The sequence below is a fragment of the Planktothrix mougeotii LEGE 06226 genome (assembly GCF_015207485.1).
GTDB lineage: Bacteria > Cyanobacteriota > Cyanobacteriia > Cyanobacteriales > Microcoleaceae > Planktothrix.
The window spans coordinates 36436-61699 of sequence record NZ_JADEWU010000005.1 but is presented as its reverse complement, the minus strand read 5'-3'; the positions used below and the strand labels follow the sequence as shown (position 1 = coordinate 61699).

The following is a 25264-nucleotide window of genomic DNA, read 5'->3' as shown; positions in this document are numbered from 1 at the left end:
GTGTAGCAAACATTTAAAGATTTCATATCAAATCACGCACCATTTTCTCTGCTCAAAATTTTGATGGTGCGTGCGTTTCACTTACGCACCCTACGGTTTTTGTGTAAAAATATGGTAGGTTATAAAAGACGTTTTGATGCTAATAACTTGAAACAAAAACAACCTTCTAGCTACCGGGAATTAATTCCTTATATTCGCACCCAATGGCAAACCATTGCTAAAGCATTAGTTTGTACCCTTGCTTTTACTGTGTTTTGGCCGTTATTAGCGTGGTTAGCGGGGCAAATGGCAGGTTATATTGGAGCAGGAAATATCTCCGCCATTGCTCAATTAGCGGGAGTGGCGGCGGTGGTTTTCCTGGTGCGGGGAACGGTACAATATGGTCAGGATACCTTGATGGCAAAAGCTGCCTTAACAATTTCTCTGGAATTAAGAAAACAAGTTTATCGTCATTTACAACGGCTGAATATTGGCTATTTTGAAACGGCAAAAACCGGAGATCTCGCCTATCGCCTCACGGAAGATATTGACCGCATTGGCGAAGTCATTAATAAGTTTTTTCACCAATTTATTCCTTGTATTTTACAGTTAATTGTAGTTTTGGGATATATGATTTATCTCAATTGGCAATTAACCCTGGCGACGTTAATTATTGCCCCCTTTATGGCGGTGTTAATTGGTTGGTTTGGGGAAAAATTATTAACCTTTACTCGCCATAGCCAAAACCGAGTTTCTAATTTAGCAGCCTTATTAACAGAAGTGTTCGGAGGAATTCGCTTAGTCCAAGCCTTTGCGGCGGAAGACTATGAAATTAATCGCTTTAGTTTAGAAGCCGAACAAAATCGCAAAGCCAAATATTTAGCCGAACAAGTCAAAGCCTTACAATTTGTAGTGGTTGGCTTTTTAGAAGCTATGAGTGTCATTTTATTATTCTTTTTAGGAGGATGGCAAATCTCCCAAGGGAATTTAACGGGAAGTGGGTTTATTAGTTATATTGCGGCGGTGGCGTTATTAATTGATCCCATCTCTTTAACTACGAGTAATTATAGTGATTTTAAGCAAGGTCAAGCTTCTTGCGATCGCATTTTTGAACTGTTAGCCGTGCAGCCAACGGTTCTTGAAAAACCCGATGCTTTTATTTTACCTCATGTAACTGGAAAAGTCGAATATTATAACGTTAATTTTACTTATCCTAAAACGGATTTTTCTCAAAGTCAAGATCACAATAAACCCGTTTTACAGAATCTCAATTTATGTGTTAAACCGGGGGAAATGGTGGCATTAGTGGGGCCGTCGGGAGCCGGAAAAACAACCTTAGTGAGTTTATTACCCCGATTTTATGATCGCCAGTCAGGAACCATTAAAATTGATGATATTGATATTCAAGATGTCACCTTAAAAAGTCTGCGCCGACAAATTGGGATTGTTCCCCAAGATATTACCTTATTTTCAGGAACCATTGCTCAAAATATTGCCTTTGGTCAAGCTTATTATGACTTAAAAGATATCGAAGAAGCCGCAAAAATTGCCAATGCGGATTCGTTTATTATGCAGTTTCCGAATGGCTATCAAACCCTGGTTGGAGAACGGGGGGTGAATTTATCTGGGGGACAACGACAACGAATTGCCATTGCTAGGGCTGTTTTATTAAACCCCAGAATCTTAATTTTAGATGAAGCTACATCAGCTTTAGATTCGGAATCAGAAGGGTTAGTTCAAGAAGCTTTAGAACGATTAATGCAAGACCGAACTGTTTTTATTATTGCTCATCGTTTAGCAACGGTTAGACGTGCAACTCGAATTTTAGTCTTAGAACAAGGTCAAATTGTGGAATCAGGAACCCATCAAGAGCTATTAGAAAAAGGCGAACGTTATGCTTTATTTTATGCTCAACAATTTGAGTCATAAACTAAACCTTTAAACGGCAATCCTTGAGATTAAAATAAGTTTTCAACCTCTTGTTAACCCCTAATCCCCTATTTTTATCTGTCTTCAGTAAAAATTCTATCTTGAGATAGAGGATAAATTTCTCAAAATTTTTCAATCTAGTGATATCCTTTCCAATCTTTCTACCTAGGACAGTTAAATTTTCTGTCCTTTGTTATCTTATTAGGGAAACCAGGGTTTTCTCAATTAGGCTTCAGGAGTCAACCTTTAACAAAAAGTTTCAAGTTGTGTTTTTTCCAAAAGAGCCAGCTTTTAAACTGTCCATGTTGAGTTGTCAAACCTGTTGATCTCAGCTAACTTAAATTTAAGTCAATTATTTGAATTATGCTGCAAGAACGCCCAATAATTTCCCCTTTCTATCGCCAATCTCAACAAAGACGGCAGCGCCTTGAAAAAATAGAACAAATATTAATTGACATTCATCAACGCTTAAATACCATGACTGATGAGAACCGCAAGCTCATGGAAACCCTAGAATTTAATTCTCGAATTGATTGGATTCAAAAAAAGTTAGGTCAATTATGAGTTCGTTAAAAATTTCTTCTGCTATAAGTGAAAGCTGTTCTAAAATTGACCCATGAGGGCAGTCCTCATGCCACAGCAGATAGGGGTTAAAAAGCAGGAGGCCGAAATGGGATTAAACCCTTCGCCAGATGATTCAACGTTTAATGCTCAAGTGCAAAAATTGCATCGACTTACGGTTTACACCCGATGGTTAGTCATTGGAATTTTGTGGATTACCGTAGCGCCTTTAAGTCTGTGGGCGTTGCGCGGAGAAATTGCCCTTTGGCAAAACCATTTTACTTGGTCGGCGGTTCGCTATGGTTTAGCTTATAATCGTTTTGCTGCCTTGGGGTTAGGGTTGTGTATGGGTATGACAACAGCAACGTTAGTCTGGCATAGTCGCAACATTTTATTCGGCGTTTCTCCCGCCTATCAACACCGTTTAGAACAGCAAGTCTTTAAAATTCTGAAACAGGGGCCAACTCATCCCTTTTGGAAGTGGATTAGTTCAACCCAGGATGACCCCTAGTTGCGACTCTAAAAATAGTTGATGTTTTATTCCCTAGCTCGGAGATTTTGAACTAACCAATTAAATTTAGCTTGGGCTAAAACTAAAAATTCTTTGGTCTGTTCACTAAATTCTTCAGGTTCTAGTACATCTATTTCATATTCTGTCAGATCATCATAACCTAAACGTCGAATTGTGCCTCGCATCCGACTGGCTAAACACAGGGATAAACCATGATAAAATCGGGCAGCAAATTTAGAATCATGGTGAAGTTTGCTATTGAGATCAAAACGAGAAATGGCTAAAACTTGAGTGGTTTCTAAGGCTTTAACCGTTGCTAAAGGGGGGCGACTATCGATAAAAGATACTTCTCCAACGACTTCCCCTGTCGTAATTTGGGCTAATTCTCGATCTTCTTTCGACCCTATCACCACCGTTAACAATCCACTCAATACAAAATAAAGGGCATTAATGGGGCGTCCTTCATAAATTAACCGTTCGCCGGGGGGCAGTTTTTCTATTTTTGCTTTATTGATAATCCAGCTGAGATCATCATCGCTGAGTCCGCCTAAAAGAAAAAGTGCTTTTTCTGTTTTGTGAGTCATTTTTTAATCATCATCCTAGGAGTCATTAAGAAAAAAATGTTGAATTTAACCTTGAGGATATAATTTTATCCGGTTACAAAATAGAAGAATAATAAACTCTAAAAAAACCGATAAATAAAATGTTATGAATGAGAGTTTATACGGTTCACAAATTCCATGAGATGTTCATGAAACTTAGGAGTTGCTTTCATGTAACAAGCATGACCGGCTTGTTCCAAAATCACAATTTCTACATTTGGCATGAATTGTTGAAGTAACTTTGCGTGATCCAATGGAACAATTCTATCATTACTTCCCCAAATCGCTAAGGTTGGCAGTGAAATTCCTGGTAAATGTTCTACCATCTGAGGGATACCCACGGGAGCAACAGCGACAAATCCTCCTAAGCGGTCTGAATGTTGAGCGATAAAGGGTAAGCTATAATTCCCACTCATAGAAGGAGAGACTAACACGCACCTTGATAAGTTCAGATGATCAATGATCTCTAATAAAAGCTCAACTCGATTTCCGCTCAAGGATTGAGATTTGCCATATCCAGGGAGATCCACAGCAATAGCATGATATTGGTTTTGAGCCATCAATTCTAGGGTTCCAATCTCTTGCCAAGTCTCGGCTTTAAAACTAGCCCCATGAAGGAATAAAACCGATGGATTTTGAGAGTTTCCTACTTCTAAGATATGAATTTTAGCTTGTTTAATTTGAATAAAATTTGATAAAACTTTAGTCATTTTTGCTCAAAAAGAGTTTGAATTTGGTTTAACTTGAAATTCAGTAGCTCTTCTATTATAATCAGAAAATGCAACTCAGCCTAAATTTTAATAAAATTGTTAAAAATGAGTTGTTTTTCCTTCTTGCTGTCTTAACTTACAACCCATGAAAATCGGTGATTCCTCAGAGCAATCCTCAACCTCTAATCCCCTAGAAGGTAAACCCTTGCCCCCCATTCCTCTATTTACCATGTTTCGGTTAGGTTTGTATCAAATGGGGTTAGGAATTATGTCTTTACTAACCCTGGGTGTGATTAACCGAATTATGATTGACGAGTTAAAAGTTCCGGCGTTAATTGCAGCAGGAGCGATCGCAATGCACCAATTTGTTGCCCCTGCTAGGGTGTGGTTTGGTCAGATGTCTGATGCTAAACCGTTATGGGGATATCATCGCAGTAGCTATGTATGGATTGGGTTAATTTTATTTACCAGTGCTTCATTTTTAGCAATACAAATCGTTTGGCAATTAGGGGCGAGTATTCAAGTTAATGGATTTAATGGAATCGCTTATTTATGGGCGGGTTTATTAGCCTTAATTTTTGCCGGATATGGTTTAGCTTTAAGTGCAAGTTCTACCCCTTTTACTGCCCTTTTATTTGATGTTTCTGATGAAGATAATCGCTCTAAATTAATTAGTATTGTTTGGTCAATGCTAATGGTGGGAATTGTGATTGGAGCGATTATTAGTTCTAAAATTCTTCATCGTCCTGAACTGTGTGGGGCTGCTATTTTAACTGAAACCCCCATAGCAACAACCACAAATTTACCTGAATTACAAGCCTCTGTTACGCCGTTATTTATCATAATACCGTTAATGGTTATCGGATTATCCGTGACAGCAACCATTGGTATTGAACGTCGGTTTTCTCGTTACCAATTGCGCTCTACTGTTGTGGAACGCGAAGATCAAATTACTTTAAATCGTGCCCTTAAAATTTTAACCGCTAGTCCCCAAACCGGATTATTTTTTACCTTTTTGTTAGTAATGACGATTAGCTTATTTATGCAGGATGCGGTTTTAGAACCCTATGGGGGTGAAGTCTTTGGAATGTGTGTGTCTGAAACCACAAAATTAAATGCGTTTTTTGGAACAGGAACCTTAATTGGCATTGCTTCAACGGGATTTTTAATGGTTCCTCGTCTCGGTAAAAAAAATACAGTTAAAATCGGTTGTATTGGGGTTGCAATTTGTTTAATATTCTTTATTTTGGCAGGTTTTAGCACAAATCCAGGATTTTTAAAAGGAGCATTATTAGGCTTTGGTTTATGTTCAGGAATTCTAACGGCTGGGGCGATTAATTTAATGTTAGATTTAACCTTAGCTGAAACGGCTGGAACTTTTATTGGAGCTTGGGGTTTAGCTCAAGCTTTGGCGCGAGGATTAGCAACAATTTTAGGCGGTGCGGTTTTAGATTTAGGACGGGCGATCTTTCAGGTTCCTGTGTTAGCTTATGGAACGGTTTTTACAGTTCAAGCCATCGGAATGATGCTGGCAATTATCTTATTAAATCGGGTAAATGTTCGAGAATTTAGCGAAAATACAAAACGAGCGATCGCTAATGTATTAGAACAGGAATTAGATTAGTAGAGCCGGGGGAATTTAGAATCAAACTTGATAAACACAGGAACAATACAGCAATTCTATCGACTTTAGGTTATATAAGGATTAAACCCAATCTCAAGAACAAATAAGGATGTTGTGTTTATGTTCATTTCTAAATTTTCGCGTTCAGGATTATCAATTTTTCTAGCATTCGGTTTAACAACGGCGGTGGCTATCCCTTTACTACCCGGAATTCCAGCCACGGCTCAATCCTTTCCCAATACCTTACAACGGGATAGAATCTTAGCAGGAACTGTAATTTCAGTCGAATATCCAGAAGCTGAAAAAATTGTGGTCATGCCCAATGAAACCGTTCCTTTAACGATGACGGTAGCACAAAATGTTGTCACCAGCCAAGGACGAGTTTGGATTCCCGCCGGGGCTGAAATTGTCGGACAATTAAAACCCGCTTCCGGGGGCTCTCAATTTGTCGCCAATGAAGTGATTATTAGTGCTGGACAAAGATTCCGCTTAGATGCTAATTCTCAAGTGGTGACTCGCACAGAAACCATTCGCAAAGGAGCTTCAGCCCGGTCTATTCTAGGGGGAGCAGCCATTGGAGCAGCAGCGGCGACGGCGATTGGTGCTATTGTTGGCGATAATGCGATCGCCACCGAAGAAGTGTTAGGCGGTGCGGGACTCGGTGCCATTACCGGAGTCTTCGTCGGACGTCGGAAAGTCGATGTTGTCGTAGTTCGTCCCAGTGAAGACCTGAATTTAACCTTACAATCGGATATTCTTTTCCGCTAAATTGTAGTGAGGCGTTCACGCCTCTATCTTTTTATCTTGGAAAGATAGCCCTAAAGGGCTGACTACAAATTGTAGTGAGGCGTTCACGCCTCTATCTTTTTATCTTGGAAAGACAGCCCTGAAGGGCTGACTACAAATTGTAGTGAGGCGTTCACGCCTCTATCTTTTTATCTTGGAAAGATAGCCCTAAAGGGCTTACTACGGGAAAGATAGCCCTAAAGGGCTTACTACGGGAAAGATAGCCCTAAAGGGCTTACTACGGGGTTAAATATGAGGTTTTCAAGCGCTAAAAAATACGGGGTTGCATTCTTCCTGACTTTGGGGTTAATGGTCTTAGTCAGTTGTTGGAGTCCGAAGGTCACACAAACGGCTGAGTCTTCTCTGCAACAGGCTCAGACGATGGCTGAAGGGATGACCCAACAACTGATCACCCAAACCCCCCAAACCCCCCGTTTTGCTCAACCCATTGATTGTCAATTGGGTGAAGATTGCTTTATTTTGTTATATCCTGATCGAGATCCGAGTCCCAAGGCCGTTGATTTTGGCTGTGGACGGCAAACCTATGATGGTCATCAAGGCACAGATTTTGCCATACCGGACGAACAAGCCATGGCCAGAGGGGTTCCGGTGGTGGCGTCGGCGGCGGGGACAGTGTTACGAGTCCGGGATGGGGTGGTTGACAAACGCATTGCACAGGAAGCGGATAAAACCGCCGTAGAAGGGACAGAATGTGGCAATGGGGTTGTTATTGACCATCGCTCTGTGCCCAATGGTGCGGGGTGGGAAACTCAATATTGTCATTTGCGACAGGGAAGCCTGCGGGTTAAACCGGGGGATACGGTTGAGAAAGGGACAATTTTAGGATCGGTTGGCGCTTCTGGGTTAGCCTCCTTTCCCCATGTTCATCTCACCATTCGTTATAACGGGGAAGTGATTGATCCCTTTGTGGGGCCAGGAGCAACGGCCGGATGTAACGTCACTCGTAACCCCATTTGGGAACAATCTTTAGCCTATATTCCAACGGGGTTAATTCGGGCTGGATTTTCAACCCAACCCCCCACAATGGATGAATTATGGCAGGGTAAATTTAATGAAACTATTTTACTCCAAGATAGTCCAGCATTGTTATTTTGGGTACAAGTTTACGGGGTATTAACGGGAGATAAAATGATTTTTAATGTTTATGATTCCCAGGGAATAAAAGTTGTTAATAATGAAAGTTTTGTGAATGAATCGAGTAAAACTTGGATTGGTTATGTGGGGAAAAAGAATAATCCTCAATCCCCTTTAACCCCCGGAAATTGGAAGGCGGAATATCAATTAATTAGAGGCGATCGCATTTTAGTTAAAGTTCAACGACAACTGCAATTGCAATAAGCTATTGTGCATTTAAACTAGGATTTTATAGAATTTCCCTAGCAAGTAGAGAGATCTGGGAAGTGGTCGGAATATCGCGATCGCTTCCCAAACCTGTTTCCAATCAATTAATTTCCCCAGCGAGTGGGGAGATAAACTCTCTGAGCGGAGTAGTGGGAAACCCATTGTTTCCAATCAATTAATTTCCCTAACGAGTAGGGAATGGCAAGGCCATAATCTGATTGTTGCTATTGAGCAGGGTTTCCAATCAATTAATTTCCCTAACGAGTAGGGAATGCCGAGGAATACAAATGTTGCTTTATGCATATTCATTAAGTTTCCAATCAATTAATTTCCCTAACGAGTAGGGAATAGAGTCTAGTAATTCAATCAAAGTTCTCATTCCTTGTTTCCAATCAATTAATTTCCCTAACGAGTAGGGAATACCTTGTAACTGTTATTGTTGATGATCCTAGTGCTGGGTTTCCAATCAATTAATTTCCCTAACGAGTAGGGAAATTTATTACTTTAATACCCTTAACTCTTTCTAATTCAAATTGTTTCCAATCAATTAATTTCCCTAACGAGTAGGGAAAGTGCTGATGGAGAAGAACATAAGATTATATTTGATAAAGAGTTTCCAATCAATTAATTTCCCTAACGAGTAGGGAAAGGAGACCCGATTATGAAAAGCTTAACTTCTTCCAGTTTCCAATCAATTAATTTCCCTAACGAGTAGGGAATATCAGAATGACTTTGTGGATGTTCCTCTCTATATTTGTTTCCAATCAATTAATTTCCCTAACGAGTAGGGAAAATTGTGGAGGCTTGAATGAGTAAATTATTAACAAGTTTCCAATCAATTAATTTCCCTAACGAGTAGGGAAATGGAGGCTGCTCCTGAAGTCAAGAAAGAAGTGGCTAGTTTCCAATCAATTAATTTCCCTAACGAGTAGGGAAACCTCTGGGCTCCCTTCTGGGTTCTTCTTCCTCTTGTTTCCAATCAATTAATTTCCCTAACGAGTAGGGAACAGGTCTGAGCTTGAATATCGTTCAGTTGATGATCTCTATCAGCAAGGTTTCCAATCAATTAATTTCCCTAACGAGTAGGGAATGCAGAAATGTGTGACTGGTGTGTGGCGTGAACCTGGTATGGATGTTTCCAATCAATTAATTTCCCTAACGAGTAGGGAAATATGGCTACTAGAAATGGTGGCTGTATATATGCAGACCAGTTTCCAATCAATTAATTTCCCTAACGAGTAGGGAATAATGAAGTTTATTAAAGTGGATATCACTCCTAAACAAGCATGGTTTCCAATCAATTAATTTCCCTAACGAGTAGGGAAGTTCAACTCGAACCTGAAGATATGTGCAACCCTGATTGGGTTGATGTTTCCAATCAATTAATTTCCCTAACGAGTAGGGAATGAACAAGCAGGGGCTGAACTTCCTTATCAATTCCGGTTTCCAATCAATTAATTTCCCTAACGAGTAGGGAATCAAATGGGATAAATGTTACATTCCACCCTTTAGTACGTAAGTTTCCAATCAATTAATTTCCCTAACGAGTAGGGAAAAGCCTTATCAAAAGGCTGCTCTGCGTGTGATGGACCGACGTGTTTCCAATCAATTAATTTCCCTAACGAGTAGGGAATTCAATAACGGAGTTTATATGAATGAACCTTGGGTTGTTGTTGGTTTCCAATCAATTAATTTCCCTAACGAGTAGGGAAACCTGCTGCTGGATAAGAAATATTGTTCGTTTGCCATTAAGTTTCCAATCAATTAATTTCCCTAACGAGTAGGGAATTATTGCAGCTGTTTTAATAGCTTTAATGTTAAGAGATGTTTCCAATCAATTAATTTCCCTAACGAGTAGGGAATCCTCCTATTTTAAACCCAGACACCATCGGCTGTCTAGGGGGGGTTTTCGAGGCTCAGGAAAACCGTTGGCTGAAACCACATTTTGCCTATTGCCAAAATCGCCAAAAGCCTTATCCAGAGCAATATCGAGGCTCCCAATGAGAGAATCAGTATTACAGCCATTTTGTCTGAGCCTCGCGAGCCCATGATTCCGTTGATTATCCCTTCTAAGCTCCCTCATCCCAGCCAACCAAATCCCTCCTTCCATTTCCTAGCAAAACAACGAAACCCTTACCCAGAGGAATTGCGAGGCTCATCAAGCTTCCCTAAACCTCCCCAACCTCCTTAAACAATCAACGAACTCGGATACTCCGTAATCTTTGGCCCCTGACCCCAAGTTTCCACACTTCCCCAGGTATGGCGAGAAAGAGGATAAAACCGCAGATTATCTTCCGCCAGATTCACTTGTTTCTTTAAGCGTTTCTGTAACTCAAGATATTTCGATTCAGCCAACACACACTCAAACACCGAATATTGAACCCGCTTTCCATATCCCTCTAATAAATTAGCCACTTTGCGACGACGTTTATCACAGGGAATATCATAGGCAACAATATAAAATAACATCAGCGCAACTCATAGGGTGTATATCCTTCAATGGGGTTATAAACAAACTGCTTAAAAGCCTTAACTTGTTGATTCAAAGTATCCCATCGAGGTTGATTTTCTCCGGCGGCGGTCGTTAACTTTTCCTCCATCCGTTGCAGAAACGCCTTTAAGAATTTAACTCGACCCGAATCATTCAGAAAACAACCGCCATCATGGTAAATAAAATCCGTATCTGAATTAATCATATTGCGATTAATTAAATACATCACCAACGAATCCACAATGGGGGCTCTAAACTCCTCAATTAAATCGGAAGCCAAAGCCGCATGACGTTCTGTTCCTTGATGTAAACACCCAAAATAAGGGTCAAGTCCCTGAAGTTCAATTAAACTTAAAAGATGATTCCAAAGCAGTTGATAACCAAAACTCAATAAAGCATTCACCGGATTTCCGGGAGGACGGCGGGAACGCACCGTAAACACAAACTTAGGATTCGTTAAACAGTCACCCAAAGCCGAAAAATATTGAGAAGCCGCCGCCCCTTCTAACCCCATTAATCGTTCCCAACTTTCTGCTTCTATTACCTTTTCCATCAAATGATTTAAACTTTGAATTGCAAAAGTAATCGCCTCAGAAGATTGACGACGAGCTTGGCGTTGCAGAATCACTCGACTATTTTTCAGTTTAGCTTGTACAATGCGACGAGCCACAATTAAACGGTCTACTCTAGTCAGTTGTTGTTGATAGCGAGATAGATGGCGATATCCCCGTTCAACCGGTAAAATTCGACCATAACAATATCCCATCCGAGATAAATAAGCTATCGGAACATTACGAAATAAACAAGCTCGAATCGCTTGAGTCGTCACTTGAGATTTTCCAAAAATTAACACTTGTTCCAGCAAGGGAATTTGAGCTTCTGCTAAGACTTCCTTCCCCTTTTTGATTAACAAACTTTCAGCTTTTAAAGTGAGATAACATCCCTGTTGAGACACATACAATGTTAACATAATTTAGCGATCAATTTCATGGGATGAACGAGACTCTAATTCAGAAGAATAGGGAGTATCCTGATGTAAAGGAAATTCCCCCATAGAGCGAGAAGGTTGGAGAAATCGAATAATTCCATCGGCGATAGTAGCCGTAAAGAAAGTAGCAACAGTGACTAAAAACGTATTACTAATGACAGCCATTAATCCCAAAGGCGCAATCAATAAAATAATTAAGGTAACGGTTCCGTTGACAATAGCGATCGCAAAATTCCGAACAACAATGGCACGACTAGAAATATACATGATGCAATCCTTAAGAGTTTTTTAATGTTCTAATGGATTCAACAAAGCTTGAATTATAGATTACGCAAAGTTACATGAAAGTTTGAAATTATCTGTAATACACAATTTAAGTTAAACTGCATCAGTGAAAATACAGATTAATTATCAAAGATTACCTCAAACCAAATTAATTACAGTTTAGGGTTCATATTGCTTAATTTTATTGATAAGATAATGATGAACTCTGATGAATAAACTTGCTCCTTCTAAGGACGTAAAAGACTGGCTAGTCAAAGTGTTTAAACAATTTAAAATTCGGTTTTTCCAACTCTTTTCACAATCCATCTGTAGGTCAACCTTCCAACCTTTAAAAAGTTCATCTTCTGTTAATCCTCCTAACCGATGAGATAGCTGATTTCTCATTTTTTTTGCTGAAGACCAGAAAGTTATAAAATCTTGGCTATTCGATGTACTTGGGAGAACAGCTTTGATAAAATCTTCTAAAAACCAACCTTTTAATTCTTCTGAATCTGAAGATTGAAAGTATTTCCCTTTAAGTATTTGAGGATATCGTTCAGTGATTGAGGATGAAATTTTCAGATATTCACCCTCTCGATTTTGAACAAAAGTCGGGAAAGTCTGAATAGCCCATAAATAAATTGTACCCTCAATTGCTCGGTAACTGTGTAGCATTGCTTCAACAGTATTTTGTTGCTTAAATCTCACCACACCTAACATTGCTTGTTCATATCCCATCCACCACCAGGAGTGTCCTTGATCTTGTTGAGGAGGATTTAAAATACTTTCAGAGCGTCTGAAAAAATCTTGAAAATTACCTTGATTCCATTGAATACCCGCTTGAACTAAATTGCGGAGACTACCAAAATTTTCAGGATCTTGTTCAAAATAAGGCTCTAATAAATCAGACACTTCATCATAGTCAAATCGTTCTAATAACTTTAAGCATTGTTGTTGAATTCTATCCCAAAGATAATTCGTTCCTAAAAACGGACCAGTATAATCAGAAGGAATTCCTTGATAGTTGTTGACGGCATTTGCTTTAAACTCATAAAATTGAATGCGATCGCCATATAAACTTAAACCCGAAACCCTAGCTGCTTCCGATGCTTGACCCACTCCTCCCTTTAAACACACCCAAACCAACTGTTTTTTCACCCGAATTTGATTTCGCCAGACCCGTGACCACCAGCGAAACATTTCTTCAAAGTTAGAAGGGTTAGTTCCATCTTCTCCTAATGGAATAATTGTTATTTTTTCATTGTTTAAATGTTTAAAATTATCCATTAACCAAGCTTTAATAATTTGAGCCGAATAAATAGTATCTTTCTCTCGTTCTCGAATTCCTTCCTGTTGATTGGTAGCAATTAAATAAACTTTAGAGATTGTTCGACCTTGTTCTAAAAAGACTTTACCAAAAATAATCGGTTTAACCCGTTCTCGGTACTGGTCAATATTTTCTAACAAATACTGGGTCAAATCTCGATAGCTTTTCTCAGCAAATCCTAAATCAGATAAAACTTCTGCCTGTTCTCCAATAATTGCGCCATTTTGGATGCGGTCATCACCCACGTTATACCATTTTCCCGAAGTAATTTGGAAGCTTAAATCACGGGTTCCAATCGTTGCAACTAAAATTGATTGTTGAGACATAAAAATTAAATCCTCAGATTATTTTTACAAAAATTTAATTACAGTAAATCTTCAAGCTGATTTACTTCTCTTGCGATTTTAGATTTATCTGAATGATAAGAAATATGAAGATCCTTAATTAAAGAAGGAATAGAATTCTGATCTGGCGAATATAAAAGATCAAAGCCTCTATCTATACACAAACCGATTTGATCAGTAAATAAATAACGAGCATGAGGAAATGTTTTAGGGTTATCGCAATCGTTTTCTTTTTTGATATAAATTTTAACATCTGCATTGCTTTTTTGTAAAGTCAATTTTCTATAGAGTTGTTTTTCTAACTCTCTAATAGCCGTAATAGCAGAATATAAATCTGATGTTGATAAACCTTGTTTGCCACCAACTTGTATCCCTGTATAGATTTCAAATATTACTCGATTGCTTACACCTGGCTTCAGAAAATTCGACTCTCTAATAAATACATCAAGAATCCAGTTTAAAGTATTTCTATATCCTCTATTCTTTGTCAAGATTGTTCTTCCAATATAGCGATTATAAAGTTTAATGTATTTAGCATCTTTGAATAATGAAATCAAGACTTCATTTTCAAATATTTCCTTAGTCCATTGTCCTTGATTAAGGCTAAAATCATAAGATTGAATTTTATCATCAAATCCAGATATAACATAATCCATAATATCAATTTGATTAATTTTATTATTAATACAACAATTTTGTGTTGAGAAAATGGCATCAGGACTAAATTTTAACGCAATTTGATCAACTATATATCCACAAGTAATAGGAGTATTATGAACTTGAGAAAAATCACTGATTTTAATGATACGGTTATTTTCTCGTAATTTCTTTATTAATTTTTTTGCAGGAATTTTAAATCTTGTATCCCAGTTTTCTACATATTGTAGAATTTGAGGAAACAAAACTTCATTTCTATCATTTTTATCTACTAAAATCAACCCATTTTTGTCTAAGTCTTTAAGTAAACTTATAACGAACCTATACTGAGAAGAATTACTTTCTGTAATGTTAAAGACTGAAGGTGAAATTACTGTTCTATAAAGCATAATTTTCAAAAATCTCCTGAAAATCTTCTTCAAAAAATCCATGTGGCCATTCATCAATAAAGTCACCATCTTCATCAAGTCTTAACTCTAAACAGTTAGACCCTTCCGAAGAACGATCAACATAAATCACGGCTATATCATCAGGTTTTAACTCTCCTTTACGAATCAATTTTTGAAGCCTAAGAATTAAATGCTCACTATGAGTTTCAATAATAAATCGATTCTCATAGGGAAGCTTAATACATTCGGCGAAAAGTGAACCTATTTCAGTTTGTAGCCGAGGATGAATATGGACTTCTGGCTGTTCAATTAAAATTGTTTTTTGATGAGAAAACATACATTGAACAAGAATCGGTAAAACTTGACTAATCCCAAAACCAACATCTAAAATACTGACGTTAACCTTGGTAAATTCATCATAAAGACGAATAGCAAAAAGATTGCTTCCTGTTGAATCCTCTTCATCTATAAACTTAACAATTTTTGCTTCATAACCTAATTTAAAATTTTTGAATTGTTGATTAATACGCTCAATCAATTGAGGGTTATTGAATAATAAATTAGAAATTTGGGAACCCTCTTTTCCAACTTGGCTTCCCGAATAATCACTAAAGATATAAAATCGTTCTGGATAATCTCTTAATGGCTCAATATAAACAATCTTTTCCATCCATCCTCGAAACACAGGATCGATAATTTTTGTTAAATCTGATATCCAATCCTTAGAATCTAACTTTGAATAAACTTCGGATAGATAATTTAGCTGAAAATTTTGATCATCTGCTTTTTCCTCTTTATATAAACTATAGGGTAAAAAATTTCGATTTTCAACTCCAAATAAATAGGATTGGACTAGAAATAAATCCTCTATTCCCTCTTTAATATTATAATTATCAAAGCGATGAGATAAAATTTTAATAGCGTTGAATTCGTCTAATTTATAATTGAGAGAAGATAACTCTTGTTTTAAGCTAGAAACTAGATTATTATCTGAGTTAGATTTAGCTAATTCTATCTGATCTAAAATGGTTTTTATTTCAACTTCTAGTTCTTTAATTTTGTTCTCTACAATTACTAGATTTTTAGCAGCATTATTTCTTTTAGCCTCATTAAAGCCTAATTCTTTAAGAATTGATTTGACCTTGTTTCTAAAGTTTTTGGGAATTTTATTTTTTGCTTCTTTCCACCAACCTTGCCACAGAGGATGTTCTGGGTTAAATTGATCTAAAACTAAAAACTTAGGATCTCCCTCTAGGCATTTATAAGAAATTAAAGGAATAGTTGGGTGATTAATAAATAACAAAACTGAATCAAAAACAATTTGTGATTGTTCTGCATCATAAGCAAAGTTAATTCTAATTTTCAGTTCTGTAGTATCTTGTAGCTGTTCTAAAGCCCAACCTTTTTCTAATAATTTTTTCGGCTGAAACGGTAACGTTGCTTGGATTGAAAAAGGTTGACTAACATCATGGCAATATACAAAGTCTCGATAACTGCCTAAATCAACTAAATTTCCTTTAGGGATTAGGATAATATTAGGGCTTTCTGCCTGTTGTAAGGTTTGTTTCAGTAACAGTAAAGACTGAATAATAGAACTTTTACCAGAAGAATTAGGGCCATAAATCAACGTGATCGGCCGGATCGGAATCGGTTTCGTTTTAGAAAACGCTTTAAAATTGGTTAATTGGTATTCTGTTAACATAGTTAATCCAATGGAAAAAATTAGTAGTTAGCTTTTTTAAAACTAGCTACTAAAAGTATAAATCAATTTAATGGCCAGATTTGAGCAAAGTTATCCTTGGAAGTGCGCGATCGCAACTCCTGAATATAACGCTGTCGAGGATTTTCTGTCGCTCCAAATATTGTTACAACTTGATAATCTCCTAGATCTGCAATCCAAACAGGAGAAGGTTTAACCCCTCGGCTAACTTGACCACATAAATTACCGTCATAATCCTTGTATTGACCTTTAGTAATTTTAAAATCAGGACTATGTAACACTCCTAAAGCATAAGGTTTCTCCTGTTGAGACTTCCCAGCACAAACAATAATCCGACAGTTAGCATCAATGGCTTCTTTCCAGTTATCTTGACGCACTTGTCCTAGATTAATGGGATTATTAATCGGACGAAGATTAGGAATATTAAACAGTTGAGAAATGGCTTGATAAATTTTTTGTAAATGAGTGACACATTTCTCTTTAAACGCTAGAACATTATCAGGTAATTCCCAGAAGGAATCATCATCATTAGGAATTAACGTTGAGCCTCTCCACCAAGGGGCACGTTCACGGGTTTGACGAGAATAGCACGGTCGTCTTGCTCCCTGTCCAATCCCTCCTAAATGAAACATTAACCAAGTTAAATTCTTCATTAATGTATTGATGGCTTGTCGAGTTTTAGGATCAGTTGGACAACCGACTCCATAGGAAAGGGTTAAGGTTCCTTCCTGTTCTCCGCAAGGATCATTTTTACCTTGATAATTAGGTTTAGGTTCTTTTTGAGTCACTTTTCCTTCTAAAATTTCAACTTTAACCCAACCCCATTCCCGTTGAGGATTAATCCCTCCAAATAACTTATTTTCCCAAGTCGAAACCTCTCCTATCGGTAAAACACCTAATGCTAAAGTTCTAAACCAATATCTCAACATGGATTTAAACGCAACAGGACGCACCTCTGCTTCTGCTTGACCTCGCATTTGCCATTCTTGACGGTTATCATTCCAGTTCCATTGAGTAAACTTTTGTCGCCCATGAATGAGTTGACCTTGTAGGGTAAAATCTAAGCTGAAAAACTCCTCTTTCGGTCGTCCTTCTCCCGCTTTCATCAGTTCTCCATAACCCGTATTCACTTGAGAACCAATTCCGGCTTGTAGTCCTTTAATTAACCATTTCTTAACTTGGTTTAAAACTTCAATATCAGTACATCCAATAGCTAACCGTAAACCCATTAAAAACATCGGTTCTTTTAAAGATAAAAATGGATTAGGATTAGGGTTATACTTGAAATCATTTCCCTCCCATTTCCAAATATTATTAGCCATATCAACGGTTAACCCATCTTGTTTAGGAAGAGGATAGGCATCTAAAAATATCACTTTTCCAGAGCGATCTTTCTCTTCTTCCTCAAGAGAACCAAACCAAGGGGCAATCTGTTTCTCGGCTTCTTTCCAGTCTACTTTTTCCTTAGACATGATTTCCCGAATAGCTTGATTTCTTGCCACACCTCGCAAACTAGAAGACGGGATATAAGGCATTCCCAAGGCATCAAAAGCAGGAAGTAAAATACTTTCTGGCCCCCGATGTCCTCCGACTCGAATTCGCCAAGGACATTTGACTTTAAAACAGTTTTCTTTTCCGGCAATTAATTGAGTTCGGTCTGTTAATTGTTCCAGACGTTGTTGATAGTTAGCGTTTTCCTCCGCCATTTGTAAAATTTGAACTTTTGTCGCGTCTTTATAGCCACTATCAGGGGAACGCATCCAACGCAAATATTCAACAAAACTGGCCGTTTTATCTGGCGAAGGTTCATTGTCAGAATCTAACCAAGGGGACGGGAGATTAGGTTGATTGCCGCCGCCACCGCCACCGCCATTGCTTCCTCCTCCTCTGCGACCCCCATCACCACCTGATGAACGATTAGAATTTGGAGGAGTTGGTCGAGACGTATTACGTTGAACTGCTTGGTTAGGGCGAGAGGTCGCTGGTGGGGTTTGTCCTGGTCTTCTGGGTCGATCAAAAGCCATAATCTTAGTCTCCTACATAAATAGCATTTGCCCAAAAACTAAATTCTTGAGCGACTGTTAAACCTAAACCTGTTAAACCTAAATATTCATCTGCATTGAGATTTTTTAAGATTTTAAGACCTTCAGCATTAGCAAGATTAGTTAACCCAGATAGTTCTTCTAAACAGGCAAAATATTTTTTAACTACATCTTTTTTACCGTCTTGATTTAACGCTGTTTCTTCTGCTTTAAGTCGCATCAATCCCCAAGTGGCTAAATAGGTATACAATTCAACAGCTTGGCTTTTTTGTTCTTGAAGGCGCTCATTTTGATTGTAATATTGAGTTTGCAGTCCTGATAATGCTTCATAAACAGGAGTAGCAATAGTACGTGGATCAAATGCCATGAGTTTAACTCCTTAAATAATTAATTTAACCAAGATTGAACAAAACCACGACCTAAACTTTCTTGACCCCCAATTTGTAAAACTTCATTAACTGAAAGCAAGTCTTGAAAATCTGTCTTTGATTTTTCTGCTGTGCCATTAGTTTGTGATGTAATTCCCCAAGGAAAATACATCACGCTATCAGGAGGGATGGCTTCTTCATAACGAAAACCACCATCAACTGATTTATTTTGATCAAGTTTAACTTTCACTTGTCGCCACAAACTCATTTGAATTAAGGTGGCACAATGTTGATCAGGAAGTAATAAAACCCGTTGAATTGATTGATTCGATTGGTTTTGCGGAAGAAAGTCTTTCCAATTATTCCAGGTAGAGAGTTGATTTTGTTTTAAAATAGCATCTTTGAGATAAACATTAGAATTCCCTAAATTTGTGCTATAAGGTGCGGGAATTTCAGGTAAATTTGGGTTAAATCTTGCCCAACGTTGTAACAGAAGCGGGCAACTAATCCAGACAACACCATGACTTAAAGAAGGAACAGGCAACCATAATAAGGAACCATCGCCGATCCAAATATCTCCTTGTTCTAATTGAGTGAGATCTTTATTGGTTTCTAATTTATATTCATCTAAAAACTGACGATTTTCTAAATCTTTTAAATCCGGGCCAAACAGCTTAACACAGGTAATGCGATCGCTGACACTGGCTCGAATTCTTCCCCGAATGCTACTGGAAGGAATGTAAGGTAAATTCGTATGAGATTCACGGGCAATTCCTAATAGATTTCCTTCTTGAGTGGTTCCCCCTGTATGTAAGGGAGCGAGTAGATACAAATACACTAAATTTGTCATGGTTTTTACTCTCCTTGATAGTGAATCCAAAGTAATTGTGAATAACCCAATTTACGCCAATGATTGACTTTTGTTTCCTCCTGATCCTGAAATAAAGATTCAGGTTGTTCTAAGTAGTAAAGACTACCCGGAGGCGCGGCAAAGACTTGAGGAGCCGGAATACTTTTGTTTTCCTCTTTTTCGCGAAATCGGCAACTAATGGGAACCGCTTTTTCCGTCGCTACACTGACTAAAGAACCAGGAGTTTGATTTTGATTAGCAGTGTGAAATAATTTCCATTCCCAGGGCCATGCTCGACAAATCGATTTTCCTCCATCATGCTTTCGTTCAAACACCCCAGGAGTGATTAAATAAGCAACGGATTTCCCTTGTTTTTTAAAGTTTTCATCCGATGCTGTTTTGATAGTTTGCCACTGTTGTTCAAGGGGTTCACATCGTTCTAATACGGCTCGATGTCCTTCTCCACCAAGTTGAATAATAGCCGGAGTTTTAATTTCTTGATTTAAACCAATAGCTAAACTCCAACCTGTTGCCATTCGGATTGCATTTTCTACAAAATAACCATCAGAATCTTTAACTTGGCGAGTCCCGGCTTGAATTGCATTATGGGAACGAGTTTCTACTTTCCAGGGTCGAACGAAATCGGGATTTTCCGTTTTCCAATCTTCTTGATTAATTTGACCTGTTTGTAGATAGTTTAACACAATTCTACTGGAAATAAACTGACAAAAATAGTTATTTTCCTGTTTTTCTCTGGGTTCAGAATTTTGATTTTTCCCCGACGTAACTAAAGGAGAAGGTTGGCTTTTATCCCAATAGATTTGCTTAAGATATTGATCTTTTATCCATTCTAAGGGAACTAAAGGATTGGTGCCAACAAATCCTAATGGACGCGGAAAATAAAGGGTTTGTTTCAAGCTAAAAAAGGGGCCGATTAATGCCAAGGGTTCAGATTGATTTAAAAAGCTCCGAATTGAACCCGCTAACGCATGACCATTCGGGGGAAATACACTCCCTGCCCAAGCTCGTTCACCCGGAGTAAAGGGTTTTGCATCTCTGAATAATAAAATATCCAGAGGGGTGATTGTATACCAATAAAATTCTTCCATAAAGTTGATCCTTAGATGTCAATGTTACGATTTCGTAAAGTAAAGGCGGCTAATTTCAGCCAATTGTTCATCTCCGTTGGGAACGTTTTAACAGAAGAACTCTCCCACAAATTTTCTAAGAACTGAATTAAATGCCTTTCAAAATTAGAACGAGATTCATCATCAATAAATTGTTTTCGACGACTACAGAACGCTTTACTCCAAGCCGGAATTGCACCTTTTACCGGAATCAAATGTTGGCTATGGATTTGTGCAGCTTGTTCAAAGATGGCACTATCTAAATCCGGTTGCTCAACTAGGATTCGCCATTGATTAAATACATCAAATTTGGTTGTGGCTGATAAAATATTGCCATTTCCATAAATGACTCGAACTTGTACAGCATCTTTATATTTTCCGTCAGCAGAACAATGATCTTTTGCACTATCTTCTGCTTGCCAAAGATTGTCTAATGCGATCGCCATGGGTACAGAATGATGAGCGATCACAATTCCAAAACTAATGGTTGCTTTGGAACCCATTGTAAATAAAGGACGGGCTGATAAATTTTTGGGGGGTTCACTGTTATGATTCCAGTGCCAATAATCTCCTTGATTGCTAAATTCTTCGTGGGGGTCTTTATCCCCTTTAAAACATTGACGGATATCCCATAACCATCTATCCCATTCCCACAGATTAGTATAAGCTAAAACATCATCTCCGCCGCTATAAATTAATCGACCTGCATAGCGTTCTTCTGTGAGATAGGGAACTAATTGATTAGAAAAATCTAACAACGCTCGACTTAAAGCACTGTGGGTTGCTGGCCCCATTCGTTTAGGTTGGTCAAGGAAATGTTTGAAGGTATCAGACATTTCTGGAGAAAGTTGATGTAAATTTTGCTCTAAATCTGTTGCTATATATTCACTGTATTTTCCCAGAGGTTCTCCTTTTAACCAACTTCCCATTCCATCTCCATCTCCGGCGGCTAAAATATACCAGTCTGTCGGATTATTGCCGGGGGTAAAATAGGAACTAATGGCTTGGCGAATTTCGATAGATTCGGCTTGTTTTCTTTGCTGTTTTTGCTGTTTTGTTAATACTTGATTGGGGTTACTGGATTGAGGTTCAAAATCTTCAATCAGCCAACCTGCATTTAATAAACGAGGATTCAATAAGTTTCTATGATTTTTAGCCACCCAAGGAATCCCCCAAGGGGTGTTAGCAACGCTATCTTTCCCTTGAGTTGTCCAAGGAAATCGTTTAGAAATATCTTCACAAATGTGCTGATAATATTCTATAAAGTTAGGGTTATTTTTTAGCCAACCTGCGACTCCAGAACACAGGTCAGGATAATATAACTCTAAACTTTGTTGAGAACGGCTTAATAGGTTAGGGAGAATTTTATGTAAGCCTCGTTTTAGAACTTCCGTTGCATTTAATTCTTCAATTCCATCAAATAAACCCGCTTGATTTTGCCAAATTTTATCGGTTTCTCCTTCTGTCACCCAATCTTGACCGGAATGAACAACCGGGCCAATTCCTGACACCGTTGAACGGGGGCCAAAAGCGGTGGGGAGTTCCCAAGTGCGGTTATTTTTAACTGCATTTAAAGCAAACCGAGTTTGATCAAAAACACTCGCCCACCAAGACCCTACATTCAAATTAGGTTGTCTTGCTTGATAAGATTGAAGATTAGTTCTGCGGTTTTTCAAGTCTTCTGAAAGGGCGGCTTTTCGACTGGCTTTGATAAATTTTTCTTCAGACTCAACTAATAAAGGCTTTTGAGGACGGGCAAAGTTGTTTTGTTCATCCTCCCAAGTTTTATAATTTTGATGATGGGGAGAATGGTGTAATTTTGTATCTAAGCTGCCAATGGGTAAAGCCGTCCAATAACTTTGCCATTGAGATTTTAACCATCCTTCCCAGGTTTGAGGATTCAGATCTTTGATCCAAGGATAAGCAGGATTTTGCAAATAATTTAAGACTTCTTTTCCTAAGTTCATCCATTCTTGATTTAAGGTTTGTTCTGCATATTGCATGGCAGAAACCACAGGATTTTTACCGGAATAGTCTGGATGATTAGACCCATTATTGGGTAAAATGGTGACAAGAACATTGGGGAACCCGGCGGTTAATAATTGTCGTTCTGTTGGGGGTGTAATCCAATCTTTAAAATCTGGGTATTTTTGCAATAGCCATAAATCAATTAAGGGTTGTTGATATAAGCAGGGATACAGTAAACTATCGGGGCCATATTTCCAAGCGATCGCCCAACTTACTTTAGCCGATAGATAATGTAATAACCAAGATCCTGCCCAAAAATCTCGCATTTTGCGGCTGGCTTTAATTAAGTCTTGAACGGGGGTAAAACTAAAGATTCCCACACAAGGACGAGATTCAAAATAATCTTGATTTTTACGGGCTCGTTTTTTAGGATAATCTTCGATATCAGAATAATATCCGGCTAACCCTCCCGCTAAGGCTGATGTCATGGTTATATGACTCCACAAGGAAGCATCAGGAATGCGAGTATCGGCGGGTAATAAGGACAGGGAGGGTTCATGAGTAATATTAAGCTCTTGATTTAATGCTTTTGTTAAAGCAACGGGATAACAGCGCCAGAACCACCAATACACTTGACGAGCATCGGTGCAGTTACGAATAAAATCAGGGATAATATTTGTTTCAAGAGTTGATAATTTCTCGATTCTATTGTCTTTTAATGCGATTAAGGGGTTATGCCAATTTTCTAATTTAAACTGTTGCTCTTTCCCTGATAGTAAATGACGAATTTCTAGTCCTTGCTGATTATAATCAATGGGAATTGAAACCCGACCAATTGCAGCGCGATCGCTGGCTGATGCAATTAAATCACACAGTCCAATGTACTTTAACCATTGAGTGCTGTAGGGGGAATGAGTGAGAGATTTGGCTTTGGGAGATTCCCATCCCTGCATACAAGTGAGCGATCGCCATGCTCCTTCGCCACCTCGTCCACGATTGGTGTACAGTGCTTTTAATGCCGGGTCATGAAGCAAACCCCAAATTTTGGCTTGCCAAAAAAGTGTCATAATTCCTTACTTCCCATTTCATGAATAGAAATTGACTTAACTAATCATTGCGAGTCCGTCTTTTCTTAGTTATCCAAGAAAATAAAACTGAATAATAAGAATGTTTGCAGGAGGTGGCTGTGCAGAACATTTCTTCTAGGATCAAAGCTAATGAGTGTGATGAGTGAATTAACTGGACTTAGCCAGATGCAAGTTTGTTAAATCTAGGGGGACAACAAATGTGATGTTCTCACAAATTAACTATTTACTAACTTTACCAACCTGTGATAGGTTCTGTCTTGAATTTCACAATATTTATCGTTTAAGTTACAAAACTCAATAATCCTTTAAAAATCTAAATTTTTTAAGAAATCATAAGCTTCATGTCAATATTGGCTTATTACGACTATTATCCTACGGAATATGGCTAAAAAGCCAACACGCCATTCCTATTCAGATCAACAAGCCTTTGAGCGATTGATGTTATTAATTGCCACCTTGGTTCAATATCCAGGGGTTGGTAACACTCCCCCAACTCAGAAAGGAGAACATCGGAATGCTCTATCAGATGTCCAATATCACTTACAGCAGCTTGCCTCTGAACTGAAAATTAACCTTCCTCCGGGTTATCCCGCTTTACCAACAATTCGTAAAGATATCGAAACCCTACGGCGCTACAGCATTCTCGAACAGCGAATGTACCGTTGGGGTTATTATCTCGGAACAGGTGTGATGAGTTGGGAGGAATTACAAGTTGCGTTTCAACTGTTAGTTTCCTTGAGTCAATATCAAGCGGACTCCAAAACGAGACGAATTTGCGAAACTTTAGAAAAGCGATTACGAGGGGTTAACTTAGAACGAAAAGGAGAATTTTTCTATCCTGTTCGACAACAACTCAACCGTTCTATTGTGTGGACTGACCCGGATGAAATGTTGGAAATGGGCAATGTACAAAATACTCTTTTTCATCAATTAGATCAGATTGAAGAGGCAATTCTCACTGGAAAAGCCATTGAAATTTCTCGGTTCAGTGACCCCTATAATTCTGGACAAATTGGATTAGTAAAAATTTGGCCATTACAACTGATTCATTTTAATATTGCTTGGTATTTGGTCTATGAATCCTGCGAAAACGGTCAACTCACGATTGGTCGAATCAACCGCTATCGAGATTATTGCCAATTTTTATCCCAATCTCGACCTCTCCAAGAACAATATAATAATTTACAAAAAGCTCATCAATTATTAAACCAAGGATGGGGATTAAATTTAGGGAATGCAGTCGAACAACAACAGGAACTTGCGGGAGAACTGCCTTTAAAATTGGTTCATATTCGCTTTTTTCCTCCCGCTACTAATTTTATTTTAGAAGGGGAGCGTCGCCATATTCGTCAACAAATTAAGACGATTAAAGATGAACAGGGGAAACTATTATTTGTAGATTATAAAATTCAGTTACCTTCTCGATCACTCAATGAATTTATGATTTGGGTCAATCAATATTTAAACTTAGCACAGGTTTTATCTCCACCAGAACTTGCCCAAAAACAGTATCAAGCCGCTTGTAAAATGGTAGAACGCTATCAAAATATGGGGGGTGATTTGTCCTGATAATGAAT

The 25264-nt window shown here is 38.2% G+C and carries 20 protein-coding genes and 1 CRISPR repeat array; of the genes, 7 read left to right on the top strand and 13 right to left on the bottom strand.

Going from position 1 to position 25264, the window contains the following annotated elements; all coding sequences use genetic code 11:
• Nucleotides 1–111 precede the first annotated feature (111 nt).
• From IQ236_RS03810 to IQ236_RS03800, 3 genes are all read left to right on the top strand, one after another.
• Complete coding sequence (locus IQ236_RS03810) at nt 112–1908, top strand: ABC transporter ATP-binding protein (RefSeq protein WP_193868107.1); 1797 nt, start codon at nt 112–114, stop codon at nt 1906–1908.
• A 363-nt stretch (nt 1909–2271) separates the two neighbouring features.
• Complete coding sequence (locus tag IQ236_RS03805) at nt 2272–2472, top strand: hypothetical protein (RefSeq protein WP_193868033.1); 201 nt, start codon at nt 2272–2274, stop codon at nt 2470–2472.
• Between the two features lie 67 nt (nt 2473–2539).
• A complete protein-coding gene (locus IQ236_RS03800; protein WP_407676137.1) occupies nt 2540–2980 on the top strand; it encodes a hypothetical protein in 441 nt (146 codons plus the stop codon).
• 26 nt (nt 2981–3006) lie between these two features.
• Here IQ236_RS03800 and IQ236_RS03795 read toward each other — a convergent pair whose 3' ends face one another.
• Together IQ236_RS03795 and IQ236_RS03790 are read right to left on the bottom strand one after the other, a co-directional pair.
• Nucleotides 3007–3564, bottom strand: a complete 558-nt coding sequence (locus IQ236_RS03795; protein WP_193868032.1) for a cyclic nucleotide-binding domain-containing protein — start codon at nt 3562–3564, stop codon at nt 3007–3009.
• Nucleotides 3565–3686: 122 nt separating this feature from the next.
• Nucleotides 3687–4292 (bottom strand): alpha/beta fold hydrolase, encoded by a 606-nt coding sequence (locus tag IQ236_RS03790; protein ID WP_193868031.1) that lies wholly within the window; start codon nt 4290–4292, stop codon nt 3687–3689.
• Nucleotides 4293–4437: 145 nt separating this feature from the next.
• On the opposite strand from IQ236_RS03790, the gene IQ236_RS03785 reads away from it, so the two are divergent.
• From IQ236_RS03785 to IQ236_RS03775, 3 genes are all read left to right on the top strand, one after another.
• Nucleotides 4438–5916, top strand: coding sequence for a BCD family MFS transporter (locus IQ236_RS03785; protein ID WP_193868030.1), 1479 nt, complete (start codon nt 4438–4440; stop codon nt 5914–5916).
• Between the two features lie 120 nt (nt 5917–6036).
• Complete coding sequence (locus tag IQ236_RS03780) at nt 6037–6684, top strand: hypothetical protein (RefSeq protein WP_193868029.1); 648 nt, start codon at nt 6037–6039, stop codon at nt 6682–6684.
• Between the two features lie 270 nt (nt 6685–6954).
• The gene (locus IQ236_RS03775) at nt 6955–8061 is read left to right on the top strand and encodes a M23 family metallopeptidase (RefSeq protein WP_193868028.1); all 1107 of its coding nucleotides are present in this window, start codon (nt 6955–6957) and stop codon (nt 8059–8061) included.
• Between the two features lie 95 nt (nt 8062–8156).
• Nucleotides 8157–9926: direct repeats of the CRISPR family, unit length 36 nt; unit sequence GTTTCCAATCAATTAATTTCCCTAACGAGTAGGGAA.
• 325 nt (nt 9927–10251) lie between these two features.
• Here IQ236_RS03775 and cas2 read toward each other — a convergent pair.
• From cas2 to cas10, 11 genes are all read right to left on the bottom strand, one after another.
• Nucleotides 10252–10533: a CRISPR-associated endonuclease Cas2 gene (cas2, locus tag IQ236_RS03770; RefSeq protein ID WP_193868027.1), complete on the bottom strand. Its 282-nt coding sequence runs from the start codon at nt 10531–10533 to the stop codon at nt 10252–10254.
• On the bottom strand, nt 10533–11525 hold the full coding sequence (cas1, locus tag IQ236_RS03765) for a CRISPR-associated endonuclease Cas1 (protein WP_193868026.1): 993 nt from the start codon (nt 11523–11525) through the stop codon (nt 10533–10535). Before cas1 ends, cas2 begins: the two co-directional genes overlap by 1 nt.
• 3 nt (nt 11526–11528) lie before the next feature.
• Nucleotides 11529–11810 (bottom strand): CRISPR-associated protein Csx18, encoded by a 282-nt coding sequence (gene csx18 / locus IQ236_RS03760; protein ID WP_193868025.1) that lies wholly within the window; start codon nt 11808–11810, stop codon nt 11529–11531.
• Between the two features lie 177 nt (nt 11811–11987).
• On the bottom strand, nt 11988–13460 hold the full coding sequence (locus IQ236_RS03755; RefSeq protein WP_193868024.1) for a hypothetical protein: 1473 nt from the start codon (nt 13458–13460) through the stop codon (nt 11988–11990).
• 38 nt (nt 13461–13498) lie between these two features.
• Entirely contained in the window at nt 13499–14524 is a 1026-nt protein-coding gene (locus tag IQ236_RS03750) for a hypothetical protein (protein WP_193868023.1), read from the bottom strand.
• On the bottom strand, nt 14514–16226 hold the full coding sequence (locus IQ236_RS03745) for a DUF3696 domain-containing protein (protein ID WP_193868022.1): 1713 nt from the start codon (nt 16224–16226) through the stop codon (nt 14514–14516). Before IQ236_RS03745 ends, IQ236_RS03750 begins: the two co-directional genes overlap by 11 nt.
• Before the next feature lie 62 nt (nt 16227–16288).
• Nucleotides 16289–18268 carry an RAMP superfamily CRISPR-associated protein gene (locus IQ236_RS03740; protein ID WP_193868021.1) on the bottom strand — a complete coding sequence of 660 codons (1980 nt, stop codon included), beginning with the start codon at nt 18266–18268 and terminating at the stop codon, nt 16289–16291.
• Nucleotides 18269–18272: 4 nt separating this feature from the next.
• On the bottom strand, nt 18273–18653 hold the full coding sequence (locus IQ236_RS03735; RefSeq protein ID WP_193868020.1) for a hypothetical protein: 381 nt from the start codon (nt 18651–18653) through the stop codon (nt 18273–18275).
• A 20-nt stretch (nt 18654–18673) separates the two neighbouring features.
• Nucleotides 18674–19504 carry a type III-B CRISPR module RAMP protein Cmr4 gene (gene cmr4 / locus IQ236_RS03730; protein WP_193868019.1) on the bottom strand — a complete coding sequence of 277 codons (831 nt, stop codon included), beginning with the start codon at nt 19502–19504 and terminating at the stop codon, nt 18674–18676.
• Nucleotides 19505–19509: 5 nt separating this feature from the next.
• The gene (locus IQ236_RS03725; RefSeq protein WP_193868018.1) at nt 19510–20613 is read right to left on the bottom strand and encodes a type III-B CRISPR module-associated Cmr3 family protein; all 1104 of its coding nucleotides are present in this window, start codon (nt 20611–20613) and stop codon (nt 19510–19512) included.
• An 11-nt stretch (nt 20614–20624) separates the two neighbouring features.
• Nucleotides 20625–23666 carry a type III-B CRISPR-associated protein Cas10/Cmr2 gene (cas10, locus tag IQ236_RS03720; protein WP_228041407.1) on the bottom strand — a complete coding sequence of 1014 codons (3042 nt, stop codon included), beginning with the start codon at nt 23664–23666 and terminating at the stop codon, nt 20625–20627.
• A 402-nt stretch (nt 23667–24068) separates the two neighbouring features.
• Between cas10 and IQ236_RS03715 the strand changes: the two genes are divergently transcribed.
• The gene (locus IQ236_RS03715) at nt 24069–25256 is read left to right on the top strand and encodes a helix-turn-helix transcriptional regulator (protein WP_193868017.1); all 1188 of its coding nucleotides are present in this window, start codon (nt 24069–24071) and stop codon (nt 25254–25256) included.
• Nucleotides 25257–25264: the final 8 nt, after the last annotated feature.

Bases quoted from the DNA above. Each gene is read 5' to 3' on its own strand.
- IQ236_RS03810 (WP_193868107.1), top strand. From the start codon at position 112: ATGGTAGGTTATAAAAGACGTTTTGATGCTAATAACTTGAAACAAAAA.
- IQ236_RS03805 (WP_193868033.1), top strand. From the start codon at position 2,272: ATGCTGCAAGAACGCCCAATAATTTCCCCTTTCTATCGCCAATCTCAA.
- IQ236_RS03800 (WP_407676137.1), top strand. From the start codon at position 2,540: ATGCCACAGCAGATAGGGGTTAAAAAGCAGGAGGCCGAAATGGGATTA.
- IQ236_RS03795 (WP_193868032.1), bottom strand. From the start codon at position 3,564: ATGACTCACAAAACAGAAAAAGCACTTTTTCTTTTAGGCGGACTCAGC.
- IQ236_RS03790 (WP_193868031.1), bottom strand. From the start codon at position 4,292: ATGACTAAAGTTTTATCAAATTTTATTCAAATTAAACAAGCTAAAATT.
- IQ236_RS03785 (WP_193868030.1), top strand. From the start codon at position 4,438: ATGAAAATCGGTGATTCCTCAGAGCAATCCTCAACCTCTAATCCCCTA.
- IQ236_RS03780 (WP_193868029.1), top strand. From the start codon at position 6,037: ATGTTCATTTCTAAATTTTCGCGTTCAGGATTATCAATTTTTCTAGCA.
- IQ236_RS03775 (WP_193868028.1), top strand. From the start codon at position 6,955: ATGAGGTTTTCAAGCGCTAAAAAATACGGGGTTGCATTCTTCCTGACT.
- cas2 (WP_193868027.1), bottom strand. From the start codon at position 10,533: ATGTTATTTTATATTGTTGCCTATGATATTCCCTGTGATAAACGTCGT.
- cas1 (WP_193868026.1), bottom strand. From the start codon at position 11,525: ATGTTAACATTGTATGTGTCTCAACAGGGATGTTATCTCACTTTAAAA.
- csx18 (WP_193868025.1), bottom strand. From the start codon at position 11,810: ATGTATATTTCTAGTCGTGCCATTGTTGTTCGGAATTTTGCGATCGCT.
- IQ236_RS03755 (WP_193868024.1), bottom strand. From the start codon at position 13,460: ATGTCTCAACAATCAATTTTAGTTGCAACGATTGGAACCCGTGATTTA.
- IQ236_RS03750 (WP_193868023.1), bottom strand. From the start codon at position 14,524: ATGCTTTATAGAACAGTAATTTCACCTTCAGTCTTTAACATTACAGAA.
- IQ236_RS03745 (WP_193868022.1), bottom strand. From the start codon at position 16,226: ATGTTAACAGAATACCAATTAACCAATTTTAAAGCGTTTTCTAAAACG.
- IQ236_RS03740 (WP_193868021.1), bottom strand. From the start codon at position 18,268: ATGGCTTTTGATCGACCCAGAAGACCAGGACAAACCCCACCAGCGACC.
- IQ236_RS03735 (WP_193868020.1), bottom strand. From the start codon at position 18,653: ATGGCATTTGATCCACGTACTATTGCTACTCCTGTTTATGAAGCATTA.
- cmr4 (WP_193868019.1), bottom strand. From the start codon at position 19,504: ATGACAAATTTAGTGTATTTGTATCTACTCGCTCCCTTACATACAGGG.
- IQ236_RS03725 (WP_193868018.1), bottom strand. From the start codon at position 20,613: ATGGAAGAATTTTATTGGTATACAATCACCCCTCTGGATATTTTATTA.
- cas10 (WP_228041407.1), bottom strand. From the start codon at position 23,666: ATGACACTTTTTTGGCAAGCCAAAATTTGGGGTTTGCTTCATGACCCG.
- IQ236_RS03715 (WP_193868017.1), top strand. From the start codon at position 24,069: ATGGCTAAAAAGCCAACACGCCATTCCTATTCAGATCAACAAGCCTTT.